General features: G+C 69.9%; 13 protein-coding genes. 11 read left to right on the forward strand and 2 right to left on the reverse strand.

Annotated features, from left to right (window positions below; genetic code table 11):
- The first annotated feature begins 96 nt into the window (after positions 1–96).
- The 6 genes from U874_RS14270 to U874_RS0108105 all read left to right on the forward strand — a co-directional run bounded on the left by U874_RS14270 (position 97) and on the right by U874_RS0108105 (position 7,099).
- Positions 97–1,344 carry a hypothetical protein gene (locus U874_RS14270; RefSeq protein ID WP_025134033.1) on the forward strand — a complete coding sequence of 416 codons (1,248 nt, stop codon included), beginning with the start codon at positions 97–99 and terminating at the stop codon, positions 1,342–1,344.
- On the forward strand, positions 1,328–2,500 hold the full coding sequence (locus U874_RS0108085; RefSeq protein WP_025134034.1) for a glycosyltransferase: 1,173 nt from the start codon (positions 1,328–1,330) through the stop codon (positions 2,498–2,500). Before U874_RS14270 ends, U874_RS0108085 begins: the two co-directional genes overlap by 17 nt.
- A 2-nt stretch (positions 2,501–2,502) precedes the next feature.
- Positions 2,503–3,669, forward strand: a complete 1,167-nt coding sequence (locus U874_RS0108090) for a glycosyltransferase (RefSeq protein WP_025134035.1) — start codon at positions 2,503–2,505, stop codon at positions 3,667–3,669.
- A gap of 74 nt (positions 3,670–3,743) precedes the next feature.
- Positions 3,744–4,889, forward strand: a complete 1,146-nt coding sequence (locus U874_RS0108095; RefSeq protein WP_198525834.1) for a hypothetical protein — start codon at positions 3,744–3,746, stop codon at positions 4,887–4,889.
- A gap of 29 nt (positions 4,890–4,918) precedes the next feature.
- Entirely contained in the window at positions 4,919–5,992 is a 1,074-nt protein-coding gene (locus U874_RS0108100) for a glycosyltransferase family 2 protein (protein ID WP_025134037.1), read from the forward strand.
- 21 nt (positions 5,993–6,013) lie between these two features.
- The gene (locus U874_RS0108105) at positions 6,014–7,099 is read left to right on the forward strand and encodes a glycosyltransferase (RefSeq protein WP_025134038.1); all 1,086 of its coding nucleotides are present in this window, start codon (positions 6,014–6,016) and stop codon (positions 7,097–7,099) included.
- A 12-nt stretch (positions 7,100–7,111) separates the two neighbouring features.
- On the opposite strand, the gene U874_RS0108110 is transcribed toward U874_RS0108105, so the two are convergent.
- Together U874_RS0108110 and U874_RS0108115 are read right to left on the reverse strand one after the other, a co-directional pair.
- Positions 7,112–8,926, reverse strand: coding sequence for an ABC transporter ATP-binding protein (locus U874_RS0108110; protein ID WP_232755887.1), 1,815 nt, complete (start codon positions 8,924–8,926; stop codon positions 7,112–7,114).
- Between the two features lie 51 nt (positions 8,927–8,977).
- The gene (locus tag U874_RS0108115) at positions 8,978–10,090 is read right to left on the reverse strand and encodes a DegT/DnrJ/EryC1/StrS aminotransferase family protein (RefSeq protein WP_025134040.1); all 1,113 of its coding nucleotides are present in this window, start codon (positions 10,088–10,090) and stop codon (positions 8,978–8,980) included.
- Positions 10,091–10,147: 57 nt separating this feature from the next.
- On the opposite strand from U874_RS0108115, the gene U874_RS0108120 reads away from it, so the two are divergent.
- From U874_RS0108120 to U874_RS0108140, 5 genes are all read left to right on the forward strand, one after another.
- Positions 10,148–10,843 (forward strand): glycosyltransferase family 2 protein, encoded by a 696-nt coding sequence (locus tag U874_RS0108120; RefSeq protein ID WP_025134041.1) that lies wholly within the window; start codon positions 10,148–10,150, stop codon positions 10,841–10,843.
- A gap of 13 nt (positions 10,844–10,856) precedes the next feature.
- Positions 10,857–11,243, forward strand: a complete 387-nt coding sequence (locus U874_RS0108125; RefSeq protein ID WP_025134042.1) for a DUF2304 domain-containing protein — start codon at positions 10,857–10,859, stop codon at positions 11,241–11,243.
- Complete coding sequence (locus U874_RS0108130; RefSeq protein WP_025134043.1) at positions 11,243–13,219, forward strand: DUF6541 family protein; 1,977 nt, start codon at positions 11,243–11,245, stop codon at positions 13,217–13,219. The genes U874_RS0108125 and U874_RS0108130 overlap by 1 nt, the downstream gene beginning before the upstream one ends.
- 73 nt (positions 13,220–13,292) lie before the next feature.
- A complete protein-coding gene (locus U874_RS0108135) occupies positions 13,293–14,021 on the forward strand; it encodes a DapH/DapD/GlmU-related protein (RefSeq protein WP_025134044.1) in 729 nt (242 codons plus the stop codon).
- A gap of 111 nt (positions 14,022–14,132) precedes the next feature.
- Positions 14,133–16,373 (forward strand): CDP-glycerol glycerophosphotransferase family protein, encoded by a 2,241-nt coding sequence (locus U874_RS0108140; protein WP_025134045.1) that lies wholly within the window; start codon positions 14,133–14,135, stop codon positions 16,371–16,373.
- The last annotated feature ends 85 nt before the right edge of the window (positions 16,374–16,458 follow it).

Here is a 16,458-nt window from a genome sequence, read left to right on the forward strand (position 1 = left end):
TACGGGGTACGCACACGGGGATCCCGCGGCTTCCCGGGGCCCGCGCGATAGGATTGCGCGCATGGCCGCACCGGAATCTGCGGGGTACCCCGCCCCGTGAATCGCAATCGCCTCCCCGCGTGGGTGAACCGCGGGATCGACCGTCTTGCCGACGCGCCGATGAGCCCGCTCGGACGGCTCGCGGCGCGGCGCCTCGGCAGACCGGCGCCGCGCGGCTCCGTGCCGGCCACCGAGTTCGCGCCCGCAGAGACCCGGGTGCTCATCGCCCCCGTGAACTACTCCGGGCAGGGGATCGCCTGGGCACGCGCGCTCGAGACCGCCGATCCGACGATCTCGGCGCGGAACATGGCGATCGAGGTGCCCGGGGGCTTCTCCTTCGACGCCGATCTCCTCGTCCCTGTGGGCACCTACCACAACGATCCGGACTGGCAGCGCCGCCAGTTCGCCGCCGCCGCGGGTGCGACCCACGTGCTCATCGAGGCGGAGGAGCCGCCGTTCGGGCGTCTCCTCGGGCGCTCCGTCGTACGGCAGGCGCGCGCCCTCACCGAGCGCGGAGTGAGTGTCGCGTACCTTGCACACGGAACAGACGTACGCTTGCCCTCCCGACACATCGCGGGGAACCCGCTCTCCTACTACGCCGACGAGGCGGTCTACCTGCCGCGGGCGGAACAACTCGCGGCGCGCAACATCGCGATCGTGTCCGAGAGCGGGCGCCCCGCATTCGTCTCAACGCCGGATCTCCTGGTCGACCTCCCCGAGGCGCGCTGGTGCCCGGTCGTGGTCGACCCCCAGCGCTGGGCGGCGGCCGAGCGCCGCGACCGTTCCCCGGGCGCCCCGCTCCGCGTGGTCCACGCGCCGTCGGTTGCAGCGTACAAGGGAACCGCGATGGTGCTCCCCGTACTCGAACGACTCCAGGCCGAGGGCGTGATCGAGTTCCGGCTGGTGCAGGGCGTCCCCTCCGCCGAGATGCCCGCGGTCTTCGCCGAGGCGGACGTCATGCTCGACCAGTTCCGAGCGGGGTCCTACGGCGTCGCCGCCTGCGAGGCGATGGCCGCCGGCTGCCTCGCCGTCGGCCAGGTGTCCGGGCAGGTGCGCGCGGCGGTGCACGCCGCGAGCGGCCTGGAGCTTCCCGTGTTGGAAGCCGACCCCGAATCGCTCGAGCACCTCCTCCGCTCGCTCGCGGCGCGACCGTCCCTCGCCGAGCTCTCCGAGCGCGGCATCGATTTCGTGCGTACCGTCCACGACGGACGCATGGCCGCGCAGGCGCTCCGCGAGCACTGGCTCGCCGCGCCCGATGCGCACTCCGACGACCGAAAGGACCCCGCCGGTGCACCCCGTCGCTGAACGCCTCTGGAACCTCACCCCGAAGATCGCGCAGGACACGATCGCTTCGACCGTCGACCGGCTCCGGGGCTCGGTCCCGGCCCCGCCGCCGCTGCCCGACCCCGCGAAGCCGATCCGGCTGCTCGTCGGCCCCGTCAACTATGCGGGCCAGGGGTATCGCTGGGCCCGCGCCGTCGAGGAGACCGGTCGGGTCTCGGCGCGAAACTACGTGCACGAGGCGAACAACCCGCTCGGCTACGCCGCGGACTACACGGTGTCCTGGCGGACGGCCGAGCACTCGCGCGCCTGGCAGCGCAGCATGCTCGAGACGCTCGCCGAGCGCTACACGCACGTGCTCATCGAGGCGTGCTTCCCGATCCTCGGCGGCCGTTTCTCCGGTGACATCCGCCGGCAGGTGGCCGAGCTCCAGGCGGCAGGGCTCAAGGTCGCCGTTGTGGGGCACGGCACGGACGTGCGTCTCCCGTCCCGGCACGCTGCAGCCGAGCCCTGGTCGATGTTTCACACCGATGCATGGGTCGCTCCGGAACTCGTGGAGCGGGCCGTCGCGAAGAACCTGCAACTCCTCGAAGACCTAGGCGTTCCCACATTCGTGTCGACGGCTGGCCTGCTGCTCGATCTCCCGGATGCGCACTACCTCGGAGTGATCATTGAGCCGGAGCTCTGGACTGCCCCCGAGCCGCCCCTGCAGCGGGAGCGGATCCGCGTCGTCCACGCACCGACGAATCAGCACGTCAAGGGCACGGGCGATATCGCACCGATCGCGCGTCAGCTCCACGAGGAAGGCCTCATCGAGTACGTCGAGATCGACAAGATCCCCCACGCAGAGATGCCCGCGGTCTTCGCCGAGGCCGACGTCGTGCTCGACCAGTTCCGGATCGGGGACTACGGGGTTGGCGCGTGCGAGACGATGGCGGCGGGGCGGATCGTGCTCGCGCATGTCAGCGACCAGGTTCGCGCCGAAGTTGCGCGGCACGCAGGAATGCCGCTGCCGATCCCGGAGACCACGATCGACTCGGCTGAGGCCGTACTGCGTGACATCGCCGCTCGCCGCGATCACTATCGCGAGATCGCCGCTCAGGGGCCGGAGTACGTCCGCAGACTCCACGACGGCAGCTTCTCGCGGGACACGCTCATGCGCCAATTCCTGGAGTCCTGAGCATGCGCGTCATCATCGTCTCCCGGATCTACCGCCCGGAACCCTCCGCGGCCTCGCTGTTCCTCGGCTCGGTCTCCGACGCGCTCACGGCGGGTGGCCACGAGGTCGAGGTCCTCACCGCGAAACCGCTCCCCGGCCAGGGCGAGGCGTCTCGCGGCGAGCGCGTGCGCACCTTTCCCGTGCTCCGCGACGCGAACGGCTACGTGCGCGGCTACGTGCAGTACATGAGCTTCGATCTCCCCCTCGCGTTCCGCCTGCTGTTCGCGCGGCGCCCCGCAGCGGTCTTCGTCGAACCGCCGCCCACGACGGGCGCCGTCGTGCGCGTCGTGTGCGCGCTCCGCCGAATCCCGTACGTCTACGACGCCGCTGACATCTGGTCGGACGCGGCCGGGCAGGCGACCGACTCGCGCGCGGTGGTGCGCGTGCTGCGCTGGATCGAGCGCTTCGCACTTCGGGGCGCCGCCGAGCTCGTCACCATCTCGGATGGCGTGGTCGAGCGGCTCAGGCAGCTCGGGGTCTCCTCCCCGGTCGAGGTCACGGGCTTCGGCGCGGACACGACGGAGTTCAAGTATCGCGAGGCGCCCACCGAGCGGCTCTTCATCTACGCGGGCACGTACACGGGCCTCCACGGCGCTGACATCCTGATCGAGGCATTCGCGCGCTTCACCGAGACGCACCCGGGGTACCGGCTCCGCTTCATCGGCAACGGGACGGAGCAGGAGCGCATGCGAGCCCGAGCTGACGCGCTCGGCCTCGGCTCCGCCGTCGAGTTCGCTCCGCCCGTGCCGCCCGCAGAGCTCGCACCGCAGCTCGCCCGCTCGGTCGCGAGTCTCGCGACGCTGCAGCCGGGCGGCGGCTACGAGTACGCGTTCACCTCGAAGGCGTACTCGTCGCTGGCGGCGGGCTGCCCCGTGATCTTCGCGGGCCCGGGCCCGACCGGCCCGTTCCTCCGCGACGCCGCGCGAGCAGTGCCCGCAGGAGCCGCGGTGGCCTACGACGCCGACGCGATCGCCGACGCAATGCGCGCGGCAGCCGATGCCCCGCTGAGCGGCGCGGACCGTGCCCGCGTCTCGGAGTGGACCGCCGCGCACCACTCGATGCGCGCCGTGGCAGAACGCGTCGCCGCGCGGATCGCCGCTGTCGCAACGCGGGGTGGGAGCGCCCGATGAAGGCGTTTTTCGCGCGCTGCGCGGGATGGGCCGTCTCTCACCGGTCCCGCCTCCCCCAGTGGGTGCAGCGGCTCATGGAGTCCGCCGCACGGAACCCCGACGGCCTGATCGGACGTCTGAGCTCCGCGCTCATGGGCTCCGGCGGAGAGGCCCCGAACACCACCGTGCCCGCGGCGGAGATCCGCGTCTACATCGCGCCGACGAATTACGCGGGGCAGGGCTTCCTGTGGGCGCGCGCCCTCGAAGCCGCGGATCCGCGGGTCGGTGCGCGCAACATGGCCATCGAGCTGCCCGGCGGCTACGCGTTCCCGGCCGACACGCTCGTGCCGATCACCGCGGTGAACGCCTCGGCGGAGTGGGCTGCGGGCGAGTGGGCGGCCGCGCGCGAGTTCACGCACGTGCTCATCGAGGCTGAGCGGCCGATGTTCGGCAAGCAGTGGGGACGCGACGTCGCCGCGGAGGTCGCCGCCCTCGAGGAGGCCGGCGTCTCCGTCGCGTTCCTCGGCCACGGCACCGACGTACGCGATCCCGACAACCACATGCGGCTCACGCCGTGGTCACCGTACGCGGAGGACCCGCGGACCCCGGTGCTCCGCGCGGATGCGGCGGAGAACCTCGCGCTGCTCCGCAGGCTCCGTCGTCCCACGTTCGTCTCCACCCCCGACCTCATCGAGGACGTCCCGTGGGCGATCTGGTGCCCCGTGGTCGTCGACGCCGCCCGTTTCGCGAGCGACCGCCCGATCCTCCAGGGCGAACGCGCCCGCGTGATCCACGCATCGAGCAACCCGCTCCAGAAGGGCAGCGACCGGATCGAGCCCGCCCTCGCCCCGCTCATCGAGGCCGGCGCGCTGGAGTACGAGCTCATCACCGCGACGCCTGCCGCAGAGATGCCCGGCGTCTTCGCGGCGGCGGACATCGTCCTCGACCAGTTCCGGCTCGGGTCCTACGGCGTCGCTGCCGCCGAGGCCATGGCCGCGGGCCGGGTTGTGCTCGGCCATGTGGTTCCGGAGGTGCGGGACCGCATCCTCCGGGACACCGGACTCGAGCTGCCGATCGTCGAGGCAACCCCCGACACGCTCGGCGACGTCGTGGCCGAGCTCATCGCGGATCCGGTGCGCGCACGCGCGGTGGCGGCGGCCGGTCCGGTGTACGTGGCGGCGGTCCACTCGGGCGCGCGCAGCGCCGAGGCGCTCCTGCGGAACTGGATCGATCCGCAGTAGCCCGTCCGGGCCCGCGGTACCATCGCCTCATGCTGGATCCCCGCATCGACGTCATCGTCCCCGTCCACTCGGCCACGCGGCCCCTCGCGCGCGCGGTCGACTCGGTCCTGGGGCACACCGCGGCCCCCGTGCGGGTACTCGTCGTGGCGCACAACATCGATCCCGAGCAGATCCGAGCCGCGCTCGGCGCGCACGCGTCCCACCCGGCCGTCGAACTGCTCGAGCTCGCCGACGGGATCCCGTCACCGGCCGGGCCGCGGAACCACGCGCTCGCGCAGGGGACGGCGCCGTTCTTCGCGTTCCTCGACTCCGACGACACGCTCGCGCCGGGCGCGCTCGACTCCTGGCTCGCTCTTGCGGACGACGCCGCGGCCGACGTTGTGCTCGCCCGCATCGAGCGGGGCGAAGCAGCCGCGGCCGATCCGCTCCCGCCGACTCGCCCCGGCCGTCAGCGGGACCTCCACCCCGTGAAGGATCGCCTCGCCTACCGCAGCGAGCCTGTCGGGTTGATCTCACGCGCACGCTTCGAGCGGCTTCGCTTCACCCCGGGCCTCCGCTCCGGAGAGGATCTCGCCGTGTCCGCGGAGCTCTGGTTCAGCGGCGCCTCGATCGCGTACGACCGGAACGGGCCCGCGTACCGGTTCCGCGACGACGCGGTCGACCGAGTCACCGCGGCCGCTCGCACGCTCGGCGAAGACTTCGCGTTCCTCGACGCGATCGCCCAGGCCGACTGGTTCCGCGGATCGAGCCGCTCCGCCCGGCGCGCGTTCGGCGTGAAGGTGTTCCGGCTGCACTTCTTCGACGCGGTGCTCGCCCGGCTGCAGGATCGCGACGGCTCCGGCGGGCTCGCTGCGCACCGCGCCGAGCTCGCCGCCCTCGTGGCGCGGATCGAGGGGCTCGCCCCCGGTTCGCTCGCGCTGCTGTCGCGGCGCGACCGGGCGGCCATCGCGGAGGCGATCGCTCCGGAGGCCACCCCCGAGTCGGTGCTCGCCCTCCTCGAGGCGCGCTGGCTGGGCGGCGTCGACGCGATGCTCACGCGCAACCCGTTCCGCTCGCTGCATCGCCAGGGGCCGCGCCGCACGCTCCGGGACATGGTCGCCTGAGCGCGCGGTAGCATCGACAGCATGCTCGAACCCCGCGTTGATGTCACCATCGCCGTCCACTCAGCCGAACGTCCCATCGCGCGAGCGGCAGCCTCGGTGCTCGAGCACACCGCTGCCCCGGTCCGCGTGAACGTCGTCGCGCACAACATCGATCCGGAGATCATCCGCGCGAACCTCGGCGCACTTGCTGACGACCCCCGACTTCGACTGCTCGAGCTCCGCGACGGCATCCCGTCGCCGGCCGGTCCGATGAATCACGGCTTCGCATCGTCGACCGCGCCGTTCATCTCGGTGATGGGCTCCGACGACGAGCTCGCCCCCGGCGCGATCGATTCCTGGCTCGCGCTGCAGGAGGAGACGGGCGCCGAGGCCGTGCTCGCGCGCATCCAGCTGGCCGACGGCCGCACCGACCCGTACCCGCCCGTGCGCGGGGGCCGCCGCACCCGCGGCCTCGACGGCCGGAGGGATCGCCTCGCGTACCGCAGCGCCCCGCTCGGGCTGATCGACCGCGCGCGCTTCGGCGAACTCCGTCTCACCGAGGGCCTGCCCTCGGGAGAGGACCTCGCCTACTCGCTGACCGTCTGGTTCACGGGCGAGCGGATCGCCTACGATCTGGCCGGCCCCGCGTACGTGATCAACGACGACGCGGGCGATCGGGTCACCTCGGCGCCTCGGCCGCTCGCGCAGGACTTCGCCTTCCTCGATGAGATCGAGGCGTTCCCCTGGTTCGCGGCGGCGTCGGCGGCCGAGCGCACCGCGATCGTCGTGAAGCTGATCCGGATCCACGTCTTCGACGCCATCCTCACCCGCTGCGGGACCGGGCAGGATCTTGCCGCGAACCGCGAGGAGCTCCTCGCACTGCTCGATCGCTTCGAGCGCCTCGCGCCGGGATCGCGCGCGCTGCTCTCGCGCGCGGACCGCGCGGTGTTCGACGCGCTGCGGGATCCGGCCGGCTCGCCGGAGGAGCTGCTCCGGCGTGTGTCGGCGCGCCACGCCTACCTGTCGCTGCCGACGCTGCTGCCCCGGAACGTGCTGCGCGTATTCCACGCGCAGGCGCCGTTCCGCACGCTCTTCGCCGGCTACCGCATCATGCGCAGCGCGCGGTAGCCGGCTGCGGCCCTACTCCGCGGCTGCGGCGGTGCCACGCTCCGCGTCGTGCAGCACCGATGCGAGGCCCGCGAGCGCGACCTGCTCACCGAACGCGGGGTGCGCGCGGGCGACCTCGGCGAAGGTGCCCTGGGCCACGATCACGCCGTCGTCCAGGTAGCAGATCCGGTCGTAGTCCTTGATCGTCGAGAGCCGGTGGGCCACGGAGATGAGGGTCACCTCGCCCTGCAGGCTCCGGATCGACTTCGTCACCTCGTCCTCGGTCTTCGTGTCGAGCGAGCTCGTCGACTCGTCGAGCACGAGCACGAGGGGATCCGTGTAGAGCGCGCGGGCGATCCCGAGGCGCTGCTGCTGCCCGCCGGAGAGGGAGACGCCGCGCTCGCCGATCCGCTCGTGGATCCCGCCCGCCCGCGACTCGATCAGCGAGCCGAGCTGGGCCCGTCGGAGCGCGTGCTCGACCCGCTCGGGGTCGAGGTCGTCACCCCAGGTGAGGGCCACGTTCTGCGCGATCGTGCCGTCGAACAGCGCGACGCGCTGCGGCACGTAGCCGACCCGGCCACGCCACTGCCGCAGTACGGCGCGGAGGGGCTCGCCGTCGATCTCGATCGAGCCGGCCGAAGGCTGGCTGAGGCCGAGCAGCAGGTCGATCAGCGTCGACTTGCCGGCGCCCGAGGGGCCGACGATTCCGACGGAGCTGCCGAAGGGGATCTCGAGCGACATGCCGCGGATCACCTCGTCGTCCGCACCCGGGTATCGGAACCGCACCTCATCGAGCCGCAGCTGCGTCGGCTGGGACGCGAGCTCCGCCGTATCTGCGGGGGCCTGCGAGGTCTTCATGTCCCGCTCCGCCGCGATCATGTCGCCCACGACGTCCTGCGCGCCCGGCGTGCTCGCGGTCGCCTGGACGATGCCGCCCTGGAGGCCCGTGAGCGCCGGGATCAATCGGATGCCGGTCATCGCGAAGAGGGCGACCGAGCTCAGCCCGGCCGCCATGCCGCCCTGCCACACGGCGACGCCGCCGATGAGGATGACCCCGCCGAAGAGCGCGGCCTCGTACGCGAAGCCCGGGAGGATCCCGAGGAACGCCCCGTTCGCGCGCGCCCGCACGCTGTGCCTGCGGTTCGCCGTGACGAGCTCCGCGACCTCGCCGAGGCGGTTGCGGAGGCTGAGCTCCTTGAGCGCGTCGATCATCTCGGTCATGAGGTTCGCGACGCGGTAGCCGTAGTACAGGTTGACCTGACCGGCCTCGAGCGCGCGCTTCGTGACCACGAAGTGCACGAGCAGCATGACGAGCGAGAGGTAGACGAAGGCGATCACCGAGGTCACCGGATCGGCGACCACAAGCACACCGAGCACCAGGACGAAGGTGAAGAACGAGCTCGGGATCCGCATGATGGGGAGCACGAAGCCCGCCATCGTGTTCGCGATCCCGGCGTCCGCGATGCGCGTGATCTCCGCGACCGAGCGCTTCGAGCGCTCCTCCCAGCTGGAGTTGATGTACGCCGTGAACAGGCGGTCACCGATCTCGAGCTCATACTTCGCGAAGCGCCGGGTGGCGAACCACTGCAGCACGACGTTGAGCACGGACTTCAGGATCATGAGGAGGAGCGCGATGAGCACGAAGAGCGGCGCAGTCTCCGGCGCGACCTCGCCGATCACGGGGAGCGTGATCGAGCTCCCGCTCAGCGCGGGACCGATCACAACGGCGAGGAGCGCCATACCGAGCGCGTCGAGCGAGGTGATGAGGCTCGTCGCGATCATGTAGCCGAAGAAGTACCGCTGCGCCCCCTTCGGCAGCAGCGGGAGCAGCTGCCGAAGAACTGACAAGATCTGTTTCATAGTGCCGTGACCGCTCCGCGTGCTCGCGCGCGCAGGGGCTTACGCTCCTGCCTGCAGCACCGCGGTGACGCCCGCGATGATCCGCTCGATGTCCGCGCCGCTCAGCGACGGGTGCACGGGCAGCGACAGCACCTCGGCCGCGGCGCGCTCGGTCTCCGGCAGCTCGAGGCCGGGTGCGAACGGCGCGAGCGACGGCAGGCGGTGGTTCGGGATCGGGTAGTAGACGCCCGAGCCGACGTTGTGCTCCGCCTTCAGCGCGTCGCGGAGACGATCGCGCTCGGCGGCGTCGACGCGGATCGTGTACTGGTGGTAGACGTGCACGGCCTCGGGCGCCACGAAGGGCGTGGTGACCCCGGCAACGTCGGCGAGCCCGGCCGTGAGCGCCGCGGCGTTCGCCTGGCGCTGCGCGGTCCACGCATCGACCTTGGTGAGCTGCACGCGCCCGATCGCGGCGTGGATGTCGGTCATGCGGGCGTTGTAGCCGATGACCTCGTTCGCGTACTGCGTCTCCATGCCCTGGTTGCGGAGCAGTCGGAGGTTGCGTGCGATCTCCTCGGTCGCGCACGACACCATGCCGCCCTCTCCCGAGGTCATGTTCTTCGTCGGGTACAGGCTGAACATGGCGAAGTCGCCGAGCGTGCCGACCGGCCGGCCGTTCCAGGAGGCGCCGTGCGCCTGCGCGGCGTCCTCGTAGATCGCGAGGCCGTGCTCCTCGGCGATCGCGTTGATCTGGTCGACGAGGTAGGGGTGGCCGTAGAGGTGCACGGGCATGATGCCCTTGGTCTTCGGCGTGATCGCCGCGCGCACCGAGGCGGGGTCGAGCGTGAACGTGCGCGGGTCGATGTCGGCGAACACCGGCGTCGCGCCCGTGAGCGCGACCGAGTTCCCCGTCGCGGCGAAGGTGAACGAGGGCACGATGACCTCGTCGCCAGCGCCGACCCCCGCCGCGAGCAGGCCGAGGTGCTGCCCGCTCGTGCCGGAGTTCACGGCGACCGTGGCACGCCCGTTCACGAAGTGTTCAGCGAACTCGGCCTCGAACGCAGCGACTTCCGGGCCCTGCGCGATCATGCCGGAGCGGAGCACGCGGTCGACCGCCTCCCGCTCCTCGTCGCCAATGATGGGCTTTGCCGGGGGAATGAAATCTTCTGACATCTTCTGCACACCTTCCGTGGACATGGGTATGCCCACCATTCATGCCAGAATACCCGTATGTCCTTTGCATCCGCGGCAGGGTCCTCCGCCGCAGCCGACACGTGGGTCGTGATCCCCCTCTACAACGAGGCGACCGTGATCGGCGAAGTCGTCCACGGCCTCCTGGAGCAGTTCTCCCAGGTGGTCTGCATCGACGACGGATCGCGCGACGGCTCCGGGGCGATCGCCCGCGCCGCGGGGGCGCACGTCGTGACCCACCCGATCAACCTCGGCCAGGGCGCCGCCCTGCAGACGGGCTTCGAGTACGCGCTCGAGCGCGGCGCCGAGTTCGTCGTCACCTTCGACGCCGACGGGCAGCACCGCGTCGAGGATGCGGTGGCCATGCTCGCCCGCGCCCGCGAGGAGCAGCTGGCGATCGTCTTCGGTTCCCGCTTCCTGGACGACCGCACGAAGCCGGGCATCCTGAAGAAGATCGTGCTGAAGACCGCCGTCGCCGTGACGAACCTCACCACGCGGACGCGGCTCACGGACGCGCACAACGGTCTCCGCGTGATCCGGGCGGACGCGCTCCGCTCGATCAAACTGCGCCAGGATCGCATGGCCCACGGCACCGAGATCGTCGTGCAGCTGGGCCGCACCGGCCTGCCCTACGCCGAGCACCCCGTCGAGGTGATCTACTCGGAGTACTCGAAGGCGAAGGGGCAGTCGCTCCTCAACTCCGTGAACATCCTCGTGGACCTGATCATCCGGTAGGGAACTCCGACTCATGACGCTCTTCCAGCTCCTCCTCATCGCCGCGGTGATCACGGCCGCGACGCTCGCGGTCCGTTTCCTGCCCGGTGAGCGCTCGCTCGCCCTCAAGCGCATCTTCGCGATCCTCTTCGTGGCCGCCGCGGTCTTCGCGATCGTGTTCCCCGGTGCCCTCACGACGATCGCGAACTTCTTCGGGATCGGGCGCGGCACCGACCTGCTGCTCTACCTCTTCATCGTCGCGATGCTCATCTTCGCCACCGCCACCGTGCGCGCGAAGGCCCGGAGCGACGCCCGCGTCACCGATCTCGCCCGCGCGGTCGCCCTCATGGAGGCGCGGCTCACGGAGCCGAACCCCGCCGCGCCGCATGATTCCGACTCCGAGGAGACCCCCGCACCGTGATGGCCTGGCTCGCGTTCTCCGCCCCCGTGCTCGCCGCGATCGCGATCGTCGCGGTACTGGGGCTCCCCGCGGCCCTCGCCCTCCGGCTCCGCGGGCTCGCGCTCCCGCTCGTCGCGATCCCCGCGAGCTTCGCGGTGCTCGCGGTCGCGAGCCTCGCCGGGCCCGTGCTCGGGCTCTCCTGGTCGATCCTCCTCGCGGGGGCCGTCGCCCTCGCACTCGCCCTCGTGCTGCTCGCGCTGCGCCGCTGGCTCGGGGCGCCCCGCGCGGTCGCGGCCGCGCGCCACGGCGGGCTCTGGCTGCCCCTCGGCGCCGCAGCCGCCGGCGGGCTCGTTATCGCGATCGCCCTGGCGGCAGCGCTCGGATCCCCGCAGGCCATCTCGCAGACCTTCGACGCGAACTTCCACCTGAACGCCGTGCGCTACATCCTCGACACGGGATCCGCATCGCCGCTCACCGTCGAGCTCACCACCCCCGGAGCCCCGGTGTTCTACCCGACGCTGTGGCACGGCTTCGTCGCGCTCGTCGTGCAGCTGAGCGGTGCCTCGATCCCCGCGGCCACGAACGCCGTGCTCTTCACGGTCTCCGCCGTGATCTGGCCGGTGGGCGCCGTCGCGCTCGGCCGCGCCGTCGCCGGCCCGAGCACGCACGTCACCCTCATCTCGGGCGCGCTCAGCGCGGCGTTCCCCACGTTCCCGCTCTTCCTCGCGGGCTACGGCGTGATCTACCCGAACATCCTGTCCCTCGCGCTGTTCCCCTTCCTCATGGTCGCGGTGCTCCAGGTGCTCAACCTCGGCCCGGCGCGGCGGGCGACGCCGCTCTCGGCGGGGACGCGCTGGCTCCTCCTCCTCGGGGCGCTCGGCGCCTCGGTGCTCGCGCACCCGAACGCCCTGCACACGCTCCTCGCGTGGGCCGCGCTCCCCATTCTCTTCGTCGTGTTCCGCGCGCTGCGCGGTGGGCCCGTGCCGAGCGTCTCCGGCGCGCTCGGCGCATCCCCGATCCCGCTCGCGCTGCGGCGCACCGGGGCGGTCGTGGGCGCCGCTGCGCTCGTCGCGGTGATCGCGGGGGCCTGGTACTTCGGGCGCAGCACCGACAATTCGTGGGAGGGATTCTACGGCCCGCGCAGCGCCGCGCTCGAGCTGATCGGCGGCACCCCGCACCTGCCGGGCCACGCGTGGCCCGTCGCCCTGCTCGTCCTCATCGGCGTGGTGCTGGCCTGGCGGCACCGTTCGCTCCGCTGGGTGATCGGCGCGGCTGCCTCGCTCGCATTCCTCTACTGGGTGGCCGACGGCTTCCCCACCACCGACTGGCGCACACTGCTCGTCGGCCCGTGGTACAACGATCCCCGGCGACTCGCCGCGCTCGTGCCGTTCGGGGCGCTCCCGCTCGCGGTGCTCGGCGCCTCGGCGCTCTGGGCGATGCTCCGCCCCGGCCTCCGCCGCTTCGCCCGCGCGCTCTCCCGCCGCCCGCGCCGCTTCGGCCGCGGCCTCGCGGCGCTCGCACTCCTCCTCCTCATCGCCGCCGGACAGTCCGGCGCCGAAGCAGCGTTCCAGATCGTGCGCTCGAGCTACGATCCGCAGCAGGCGACCCTCCTCGACCCCGACGAGCGTAAGCTGCTCGACCGGCTCGCCGACGAGGTGCCCGCGGGCGAGGTCATCGCGAACAACCCGCTCAACGGGAGCTCGCTGAGCTACGCCATCGCCGACCGAGCGGTGCTGTTCCCGCACGGGAGCGGCGCCTACGACCCGCGCGCGTACACCCTGGTCGACTCGCTCGTCCCGGCGCCGGGCGAGGCCTGCGCGGTCGCAACGGAGCTCGGCGTGCACTACGTGCTCGACTTCGGCACCGACTACATCTTCGAGGACGCCGGGAAGCGGGGCATCCCCTTCAAGCGCATGCGGCACTTGGAGCGCTCCCCGATCCTGACGGAGATCGATCACCAGGGCGACGCCGTGCTCTACCAGATCACCGGGTGCTGAGCGGCTGCCTCCCACTGACGGGTACCGCCGAGCGGATACCATCATGAATCATGCCATCGACTCGAGGAGCAGAATGAGCGCATCGATCAGCCCGCAGGCCTTCATCGGCGAGGGCGTCGTCCTGGGCGACGACGTCAGCATCGGCCCGGGCGCAGTGATCCTCGGACCGTGCGTGATCGAGGATGGCGTGTGGATCGGGCCCGGCGCCCAGATCGGCGCGCCCCCCGAGATGTCGAGTCTGCGGCAGAACGCGGCGTGGGCGGGCGACCTCGAGCACGCCGGCGTCCGCATCGGTGCCGGCGCGGTGATCCGCGAGGGCGCCGTGATCCACCAGGGCACCTACCGCGAGACCACGGTGGGTGCGCGCAGCTGGGTGCTGAACCGCGCCTATCTCGCGCACGATGTGCTCCTCGGCGCCGACGCGACGGTGTCGGCCGGAGTCTCCATCGGCGGGCACTGCGTGATCGGCGATCGCGTGAACATCGGCATGAACGCCGTGGTGCACCAACGCAGGGTGATCGCTCCCGGCGCCATGATCGGCATGGGCACTCCCGTCACGCGCGACGTGCCCCCGTTCGCGAAGGTCTACGGCACCCCGCCGCGCCTCGCTGGCGTCAACGCAGTTGGCGTCGAGCGCGCGGGCCACGCTCGCGCACTCGCAGACGTGCTTGCGGCACACTACGAGACGGGCGAGATGCTCATCGGCACGGACGAGGTTCCGGAAAACCTGAGCACCCTGCGTGAAGCAATCCACTGGTGGCGAGCACACGGCGAACTCAAGCCGGTCAGCGCACGCGCTTAGCGCATCCACTGCGGGATCCCGCCCACAGAAACCTTGGTATCATCTGTGTGGCTCACATTTGCAGGTTCTCTTCAGCAAAGTGGCTCTGCACTGCCCGCTTGACGATTTTAGGTGAGTACGATCAGCCCCAAGGTGACTGTCATCATCCCGGTGTACAACGCGAAGCCGTACCTCCAACGGTGCCTCGATTCCGTGCTGAAACAGACACACCAGAACATTGAAGTGCTCGCGGTCAACGACGGTTCGCGTGACGGGAGCAGGCGAATCCTCGAGCGCAACGCGATCGCCGACAGCAGGCTCCGCATCATTGATCAACCGAACCAGGGCCAAGGGGTCGCCCGCAATCGGGCATTGGACGAGGCGACAGGAGAGTACGTTCTCTTCGTCGACGCAGACGACTGGATCGAACCTCTCACGCTTGAGCTTTGCCTTGCTCGTGCAGAGCGAGATCGCTCGGATTTCGTGCATTTCGATTGGAAGCTCGCGAGTCGCATTCCGCACCGGCCCAAGGCCTTCAACTACTTCAATATCCGGAACATTTGGAAACGAGATGTCCTCGACGGGGACGAGTGCGATGAGCTCATGGATACCGTGAGCTTCTTCACCGTCACAAGCCTGTACCGGAGAGACTTCCTGGACCGTCATAGCATCCGTTACGGAGAGGGCTATGTCTACGAGGACATTCCCTTCTATGCACTCGCGGCAAATTTTGCGACTCGAGTCTCGCTCGTACATTCGCCGCTCTACATCATCCAACCGAACATGAGCTCAACCACGCAGACCGCGGTCGATACCGACCGTCATGCAGTTGGGCACCTCGCTGCCACGAATGCAACACTCGAGCGGTTGGTACCACGCACCGACGCAACTCTGACCTATTTCTTCAAGTATTCGCTGCAGAAGTTCATGGAGTATTACTCGCGCCGAGTACCGGAGCAATACCGAGAGGCGTACGCCCGAGGATTCGTCGATGCCTTCAGCACCGTAGAGCTTGTGCTCGATCCGAGCATTCCCGTGAATCGATATGCGAAGCTCTTCGTCCGAACGCAGGCTTTCCCGCGCCGGCGCTACGGCTTCTTCCAGTCAGTCATCTCCACCTGGCTCAGCGGCGTACTGCCGCTGAAACAGCGCGTCAACCGCAGGAAGTCCGCCGCCCGCGAGCGAGCGAAGAAACGGCTTCGCGCCCAGAACCGCCGCGTGGCCGCACGGGCGCGGCGAAAGGAAGCCTCCCAGCCGCTCGCTCCCGCCGGGGAAGGCATGCTCCAACTCGATGGGGCGATCGTTTTCTTGGGGTTCGACCATCGGTTCACCGGCAATTCCCGGTATCTGTTCGAGCAGATGCTCGCGGATTCCCGTTTCACGGACCACCCGCTCCTCTTCATCACCGACGACGAACGGGTCGCGGATGAGCATCGTATTGACCCTGAGGACCGCACGACCCTGCACCGCGCCCTCGCATCGGCCGCGATTGTGATCGCCGAGTCTTGGGTTCCGTTGCACTACCGCAAGGCCCCCGGGGCGATCTGGCTCCAGCTCTGGCACGGGACCCCGCTCAAGCGCGTACTATTCGATAGCAATGAAACCTCGATCATCCAGGCGAAGAACGACCACAAGGTCATGAAGCACCGGGACATTCAGAAGTGGGATTTCCTACTTTCCGACAGTCCCTTTGCCACCACGAAGTTTGCCTCGGCCTTTCTGTTTCCGCCGGACCGAATCGTGCAAGGTGGATACCCTCGCGTTCGCTATCTTCTTGAGAACCGCAACAACGCAGCGCTTCGCGCGGCGATCAAACAACAGATCGGTGTCCCCGAAGACAAGAAGGTGGTGCTGTACGCTCCGACCTGGCGCGACTACAACTATGCGAGACCTGCGGACGAGCACGATCTCGCCTACGCACTGCCTGCGCGAGAGTTCCTCGCAGAGATGGGCGATGACTACGTTCTGGTCTTTCACGACCACAACTACATGACGCAGGGGGAGCAGGACAGCAGCCACACAGTCATCGACGCCAGCGGACATGAGATCCAAGAGCTCCTCCTCGTCGCGGACAGCGTGGTGTCGGACTACTCGTCGATCGTCTTCGACTGCTTCGCGGCTGAAAAACCCGTTGCGCTCTACTGCACGGACGAGGCGCAGTTCGAAGCCGCCCGAGGGGTCTACCCAGACTTCTGGGCGGCAGTCGCCCCGTTGGTCGCCGCTTCTGTGTCTGCGGCAGCGTCGGTGTTGAAGGATCCCCCGGAAACAGGAACGGGCCAAGCCCTCATCAAGAGCACCGCTTACTCTCCCGATGTCGACCTCCTGACGTTCATCGAAGAGCTCGACCTGCATCATCTGCACCGGAACTGGTAGCGCTGCGCGAACGCCCATTCCCTGTCTCGGGATCAGGATGGCAAGCCCCCTCGCTCGGGCCGATTAGCGAAGACATCTCCCCGCC

Origin of the sequence: Leucobacter sp. PH1c (genome assembly GCF_000633415.1) — a bacterium.
GTDB lineage: Bacteria > Actinomycetota > Actinomycetes > Actinomycetales > Microbacteriaceae > Leucobacter.